The organism is Roseicyclus sp. (assembly GCF_018402035.1).
In the GTDB taxonomy this organism is placed as follows: Bacteria; Pseudomonadota; Alphaproteobacteria; order Rhodobacterales; family Rhodobacteraceae; genus Roseicyclus.
Genome location: NZ_JAGYJN010000031.1, coordinates 1 through 5250, shown reverse-complemented (window position 1 = coordinate 5250; position 5250 = coordinate 1). Strand labels below are relative to the sequence as shown.

Sequence of the window (5250 nt, the reverse complement as noted above, 5' to 3'; positions counted from 1 at the left end):
AAGGCCGAGCGCGACGCCTATCGCGGGCGCCTTGACGAGATGCGCGATCAGCTTTCCGCCGCGACAAGGCGTGCAGAGCGCGCCGAGGAGCGATTGGCCGAGACAACGCGCATGCTGTTCGATCTCAGCCGCGACGCGGTGGCGATGCGCCCGCAATCGACGGCCACCGAGGTGATGGTCGAGGGTCGCAGCGTGCTGCGCCTGAGCCGCCCGGTCGGCATGGAGGCCCCGCGCGAGCTGCGCTGGCCGCAGGGCTAAGGGCATACGGCTTGCATCAGCGCGTCGCTTTGCCTAAGCGAACGACCAAGACATTATGCCGCCATAGCCACAGGAGCGCCCGGGCATGACGCCTTTTTGCGACCCGCGGCAGATCGATGTCATCGCGCCGAATTTCAAGCGCCGCCTGTCAGGGGTGACCGCGACCATCGTGCGGCTTGTGCCACTACAGGCCCAAGATATTGCCATCGCCGCCGTTGGCCCCGTGCTGCCGGCCCATGTGCCGCAAATACGCCTGCGCGATCTGATCACCATGGCGCGGCGCGGACCGCATGGCGCGCGCGTCTGGCATGCGCGCCGCAACAGCGAGATGTTGGGCGGCCTTGCGCTGACATACCTCTTGGGCAAATCGCTGAAGCTGGTCTTTACCTCGGCCTCGCAGCGCCGCCACACATGGCTGACCAAGGCGCTGATCGCGCGGATGGATGCGGTGATTGCGACCTCGGCGCGCTCCGCCGCCTATCTCGAACGCCCCGCCACGGTCATCTTGCATGGGATTGATGCCGAAAGCTTTCAGCCCGCCCCCGACCGCGCGGCGGTCCGACGGGCGCTTAAGCTGCCCGAAGATGGGGTCTTGATCGGCTGTTTCGGGCGCATCCGCGCGCAAAAAGGCACGGATGCTTTTGTCGATGCAATGATCGCAGCACTGCGCGACCGCCCCCATGCGCGGGCCTTGGTGATGGGGCGCGCCCTGGACAAATACGCCGATTTCGCCCGTGATCTCGAAGCGCGCGTGGCGCATGCCGGCATGGCCGAGCGGATCTTGTTTCGCCCCGAGGTGCCGGTTTGGGAGATGCCGCAATGGTATCAGGCGCTTGATCTCTTCGTCGCGCCGCAACGCTGGGAAGGCTTTGGGCTGACGCCACTCGAGGCAATGGCTTGCGGCGTGCCAGTCGTGGCCACGACTGTCGGCGCTTTCGAGGAATTGGTCGTCGATGGAAAGACCGGTTTCTTGGTTCCACCGGGCGCACCCGATGCCATCGCCACGGCCATCGGTCGGCTACTCGATGACGCGGGTTTGCGCGAGCAACACTCCCTCGCCGCGCGCAGCCATATCGAAACAGGTTTTCGCATCAAGGACGAAGCCGCCGCCATCACCGCGATTTATCGTGGGTTGTTGGGCGGGTCAGGCTGAACCAGATCAAAAGGTATTAATTGCCAGACATGCCATAGCCTTCGGGCAATTGACAGCACGCAAGCGTCACGCGATATGCGCCGGAGTTAGGGAGGATCAGCAGTGGCACGAGCAAGCGCGACGACGCTGGAGTCGGAATGTACGCAAGCTGAGCGTGGATTGCTGCGTCATGTGCTGACCAGCCATGACTTACACGACCGGCATCTTGAGATTGGCACGGCGGCGGGTGGCACGCTGAAGGAGTTGATCGGGCTTTACACGGGCCGCGAAAAGGTGCCGGAATTTTGCGTCATTGACCCGCTGACCTATTACCCCAACCAGCGCGAGATCATCGACCGCAACCTGCGCGGTGCAGACATTGACCCGGACAGCGTGGCCTTTTGGCAAGGGGTGACGGGTGATTTCCTTGCCCGCGAACGGCAAAACGGCGGGCGTTTCGACTTTGTCTTCATCGATGGCGATCACCGCGCCTATCCGGTGACGGTCGACCTGCAATGGGGCGATCTGGTCAATCTGGGCGGCTTTATCTGCCTGCATGACAGCAGCCCGAAATTCCCCGGCGTCACATGGGCCATCGCGCGTTTTTTGCGCAATTGCCCAGAATTCGAGATGGTCGGGCAAGAAGGCACCTTGGTCGCCCTGCGCAAGGTGGCACAGCGCAGCAAGGCTTGCGTCACGCGCGCCGATCTGGTCGCGGCATGGTGGTGGCAGCTGCGCTACAAATGGGCCAGAAGCCTGCGCAAGCGCTTGGGCTGACGCAGGCGTTGGTTTAGATTGCCGCTTGCACCTTGCGGCTGCGCGCAGCGCTTCCCCATGCGATGGCTGCCAACAGCATAGCCGCCTGACCATGTTCAACGATCATGGTGGTATTCCCCAGACCCGCCACGACAAGATAGATGATGATCAGCAAGCCCAGTTTGGCAGCCGCTTGGCGATCTGGATCATCATCCAAGTCACGATAAAGCCGCGCAAATGTGAAAAGGCCAAGGGCAAGATAGGCGGTCACGGCAAGCACGCCGACAATGCCGCGCTCAACCAAAAGCGTGGTCCAAAGGTTATGGCCGTGGTTCAGATTGTGTAAGAACCGCCACGCCTCTGCGTCATAATCGCGACCGTCTGTGGCGAGTTCTTCTCGGACGACAGCCTCATCCGTTGCCAAGTTCCATGTCCTTACGCCGGTCCCAAACAGTGGGTTGCGATCATAGACTTCGACAGCCGTCCTGAACAAATGCTCACGATGCGACAAGAGCGAAGAGCTTGTGAACCGCCCCATCAACTCGCTGCGAAATCCTTGCGCGGGCGGCGTGGCCATCATGCCGATAAATGCGACCGCCACCGCCACAACACTGCCCAAAATGGCCGCGCGCGATAGGAATTGGCGCAAGATCATCGACAGGCCAACCGCGCTGACCACCAGCCCCGCGCCCATGGCAACCATGCTTCTCGATGGGACGAAGTAGGCAAAACTTGCGGCGATCCCCGCGATCCCAAGCGCCCACATCCAGCGCTTGCAATCGCGCAGGCAGGCAAAGGATGCCGCCAAAACGCCCACCATATAGAGGGCGGAGTGGTTCACATGGCCCACAGATCGAAACTCAGGATATTCCTTGCCATTGATGGACCATATCCAAAAGCTTTCGCCAACGGCGGCAATGCCGCCAATGACCACTGCTGCCATCAGCACACGCCACTGATTTTGGCCATAGCTGAGTCTAGCCGCCACAATCGAAGTCAAGCCAAGCAAGAGCCAGTGCTGTGACGATGCAAATACCCCCACCTGATCCGCATATTCCGACGTCAAGGGCGCGATCAGTGTCACGGCAAGCAAGACCCAGATCGCCCACTCAAAGGGCGCGGCCCTGCCAAAGCTGCGCAAGAAAATCCCCCTGACCAGGAAAACAAGGATGATCAAACCGCTAGCGAGGTTCTTTGGTGCCTCGAAAAGCGGGAGCGCGAAGAGCAAAAGCGCAAGGATGGCCACCTCGGCTATGGTGGCGTCGCGCACTGCGCCAAGCCTTGCCGCGAAACTCTGCCACCCCTGCCCCATGTTCTGCCCCTATCGCAGTCCGCCTTGTATGCTCAGCGTCGGACTAAAGCACGGGCAGCGAGCCGTCTAGGTGCAACCGCCCCCACGCATATGCCAGACCCCACAGACCGCAACCGCCGCGGCAAAGATCACTTCGCGAATATCCGCCAAGACATGGATTTCCTGTGGCCAACGCGTGTCGCCGCCATTAGGTTCGCGAAATGCCACCAAGGCCAAACGCCGCGCATCTGGGGAGATGATCGGCGAGGAGACTGAGCTGCCGCAGCATGATGATTGAAGAGCGTTCGACGGCATCGCCACGGTGGCGGGCCTTTGCCACATCCAAAGGCGTCACGGCAATCGCTTTGGCGGTTATCTTTTCTGTGTTTGGGCTCTTCTCAACCGTCTTGGCGCAAGATGGCGAAGACTTTGTCGACACATTCCTTGTCGCCGACGAGATGTATTACGACCGCGCCAACGACACGATCGAGGCGCATGGCAATGTCGAGGTTTTCCACCAAGGCATGAAGCTGACCGCGCCATCGGTCGTGTATGACGGTATTTCTGGGCGCGTCTCTGTGGCTGGGCCCATCGTCTTTTTTGACGAGGCGAGCGGATCGACGACCTTCGGTGAATTTGCCGACCTTTCGGTTGATATGCAAAATTTCGTGGTGGCCGCCGCCCGCCACATCCTTGCCGATGAGCTACAGATCGCATCACAGCAAATGGAGCGACGCGAAGGGCGATACACCGAGTGGACGCCGATCGTTGCCTCCTATTGCCAGGTCTGTGAAAGCCGCCCCACGCCCCTGTGGGAAATCCGCGCGCAACGGGCAACGCATGACCAGATCGAAAGGATGATCTACTTTCGCCACGCACAGTTCCGCGTGGCCGGTGTTCCGCTTGCCTACACGCCATATCTGAGCATGCCCGACCCTACGGTCGAACGCGCGACAGGGTTTGTGCGGGCCTCTGTCCGTTCAAGCACGGCAACAGGCACGACGCTGCGCCTGCCTTATTTCATCGTGACGGGCGACCATTCCGACATCACCCTAACACCTGGGATCACGATTGGCGGCAATGGCAACCCGATCAACACGATTGAGGGCCGCTATCGGCAGTCGCTGGCCTATGGCGACATCGAAGTAAACGGTGCCATCAGTCGCGATAACCTGACCAACCTGCATGATCGCGGCTATCTTTTTGCCAATGGCGGATTTGTCTATCCCACGGGTTGGAACATTGCCTTTCAACTTCAGATGGCAAGCGACCGCCAGTACTTACAGAATTACAACTTTTTTAACGGCCGAACGCAAACTTTTCGCGGCGATGAGTTGAATTTTGCAACATCGACGCTGCAATCAAACCTGCGCGTCAGCCGCATCCGCCCCGATGAGATCATTTCGTTCAACGCGGCTTTTCTCGACACGTTGCAGGCACCGACAACGACAACCGACCACCCCAGCCGCACGGTTGACGCGGAATATGCCCGTTGGTTCGACATCGGCGGCATCCCCGGCGACTTCCTCTTCAACACCGTGGCGCAGTCTGATTACAATGAATACGGCCCCAACAATGCAAGGCAGCGGGATATCTCGCGCAGTTTCACGGGCCTGCGGTGGAGCGAGACTTGGGGCCTTGGTGGCGGCCTCTTGCTTGATACCGAGGCTGCGGCCTTTAGTGACAATTACAGGTTCCGTGACGATGCAGCGCTGCCACCAAGCGAAGCATCCGCAAATTTTCTGGCACTTGCCACTCTGAGATGGCCGTGGGAGCGGACCTCCGCCTCCGGCACGCGCCACAGCTTTGAGCC

The 5250-nt window shown here is 60.5% G+C and carries 5 protein-coding genes; 4 read left to right on the top strand and 1 reads right to left on the bottom strand.

The genetic code is table 11. From position 1 onward, the window contains the following. The 3 genes from KG698_RS14560 to KG698_RS14550 form a co-directional block, all read left to right on the top strand. Window positions 1–258, top strand: a 258-nt coding sequence (locus KG698_RS14560) for a hypothetical protein (protein WP_213686273.1), incomplete at its 5' end; no start/stop codon positions are given. A gap of 85 nt (window positions 259–343) precedes the next feature. Further along, a complete protein-coding gene (locus KG698_RS14555; protein ID WP_213686272.1) occupies window positions 344–1411 on the top strand; it encodes a glycosyltransferase family 4 protein in 1068 nt (355 codons plus the stop codon). 102 nt (window positions 1412–1513) lie between these two features. Next, a complete protein-coding gene (locus KG698_RS14550) occupies window positions 1514–2167 on the top strand; it encodes a class I SAM-dependent methyltransferase (RefSeq protein ID WP_213686271.1) in 654 nt (217 codons plus the stop codon). 13 nt (window positions 2168–2180) lie between these two features. On the opposite strand, the gene KG698_RS14545 is transcribed toward KG698_RS14550, so the two are convergent. Continuing rightward, window positions 2181–3458 (bottom strand): O-antigen ligase, encoded by a 1278-nt coding sequence (locus KG698_RS14545; protein WP_213686270.1) that lies wholly within the window; start codon window positions 3456–3458, stop codon window positions 2181–2183. 344 nt (window positions 3459–3802) lie between these two features. On the opposite strand from KG698_RS14545, the gene KG698_RS14540 reads away from it, so the two are divergent. After that, window positions 3803–5250 (top strand): LPS-assembly protein LptD (locus KG698_RS14540; protein ID WP_367114127.1); only part of this gene is annotated, 1448 nt, incomplete at its 3' end.